Source organism: Paenibacillus phytohabitans, assembly GCF_013141775.1.
GTDB lineage: Bacteria > Bacillota > Bacilli > Paenibacillales > Paenibacillaceae > Paenibacillus_AQ > Paenibacillus_AQ phytohabitans.
Genome location: NZ_WHOB01000075.1, coordinates 1 through 1660, shown reverse-complemented (window position 1 = coordinate 1660; position 1660 = coordinate 1). Strand labels below are relative to the sequence as shown.

The window sequence follows — 1660 nt, the reverse complement described above, 5'->3', positions numbered from 1 at the left end:
ACATAATTTGTTTTCAATCTGTTTAAGGTAGGCCAATGGGTCTCGACGAAAACGTCTGCGTTTCGTAGTTTCGTCTAGTCGTTTTGTCCAGCGACGACGTTCTTGGTTAAAAGCCTCATACGAAACTTGTTGCAGCCGTGAAACCAAATTCTGCTGGTTTAACGCATCATCAACGAACACTACAAACTCACCGCAGCGGAGAATATGTTCGTTCCAACTGCGGCGTCCCGTCGTTCGCCGGTGTTTTGTTTTCGTTTGTCGAAAGAAACGTTCATGGTCATTGTTCGTGCGAGGAACCCAAGGCGCATCATAGCAGGTGAAAAGCCCTTTCCAAAAGCCTCGGGTATAGCTTTGGAAGTTAGAGACAAGCAAGGAATCTTCCTTCCGGGTATAGGTCTTTTGCATCCAGGACAGCAGGCACTCCATTTCAAAGCGTACCGTCTCACTGCGCTGGTCAGCACTTATCTTTGCAGGAGAAAGTAACCGTGCAGTCTCCTGAATCGGAATCTGCCAACGTTTCACCGCTTGGTACTTCGAAGTGAATTCGGGTAGTTTGCGAAACAGTAGCAGCACCTTTTTCAGGAGGACGGCCCCCCTTTTTTAGCTACACTCTTTTCGAGTGAAGCCTTCACGGCACTGGCTTTCTCGTAAATCTGAATCCCTGGCAAATCCAGCGGGGGATTACCATCCTCAAGCAGAAGGGAGCGAGTCGCGGCTAAGTAATCCCGTGTCACTTCGCTTTCAATTGAATCGTCATCTTCAACCTGTTTTTCAATTTCCCTCAGACCTCGCAAGCTTTTTTTGAGTCCTGTTTTGAGTTTGCGGTCCAGGTCAACAACAGGCTTGGCAATATCTTTTAGATAGTGGTATTGGCAGTATTGGTACGGCGTATTCGGCCAGGTTTCTCCCATCGCGAGTCGAAGGGATTGTTGACCATCGCTGACCAGACCAATGACCGGAAATCCAAGGTCTTTGACAGGTCTCAAAAGAGCCATGAGCTCGGTTTTAGAGCCGCTTTTTAAATTCTTTGCCGCTAAAATTCGACCGCTAAACCCTTCGCGAACCACATACAGTGTTTCATTTCCTTTCTCTGGTTGGACACCGTCCATGGAGAGAAGAAGGCCATTATATTCCTTCACCACGTCCTCTAATTGTTCTTTAACGTCAGCGGTCAGAGAGGCGCGAAGCAAGGTCAGATACCATTCGTAGAGACGCATAGCGTGACGCTCTGAGGTGGGGATGCCTCGCTCCTTTAGGGCTTTTGAGATTTCGGTCACGGTCATATGCTGCTTAAACCGCATCTCGCCGACAAGAGCCAGTACATCGTAGGCATACGAGGTGTGTTTGAGACACAAGGCATCTGCCTGAACCGAACGGAAATACCGTTTGGGCTTACCACAGACCGGATCTGGGCAATGGTAAGCCATATTCCAGACTTCAATAATGCCTTCGAGCGTCGCTACAATTTTATTCGAAGCGTTGTGATGCCGCTTGAGCTTGGTTCCACAATCTGGGCAATGAGTGACTTCCGGGCGAAAATACATTTTTCGTTCGGGAACAATTCGATTTTTAGGTAAGCCTCTCTTTTGTGGTTTCATGATGATTCCTCCAAGTTAGGTCTTACCTGTTATTACCCGATTTCAGGATAGTTAGAGAGATA

2 protein-coding genes are annotated in these 1660 nt (G+C 47.8%); both read right to left on the bottom strand.

The annotated features are described in order from the left end of the window. The coding region (locus GC101_RS26160; RefSeq protein ID WP_171719706.1) for a hypothetical protein at positions 1–522 on the bottom strand (522 nt) is incomplete at its 3' end. 56 nt (positions 523–578) lie between these two features. Beyond that, positions 579–1598, bottom strand: a complete 1020-nt coding sequence (locus GC101_RS26155; RefSeq protein ID WP_171719705.1) for a transposase — start codon at positions 1596–1598, stop codon at positions 579–581. Positions 1599–1660: the final 62 nt, after the last annotated feature.

Excerpts from the sequence above, each read along its gene's own strand:
- GC101_RS26155 (WP_171719705.1), bottom strand. The coding sequence starts at position 1,598 with ATGAAACCACAAAAGAGAGGCTTACCTAAAAATCGAATTGTTCCCGAA.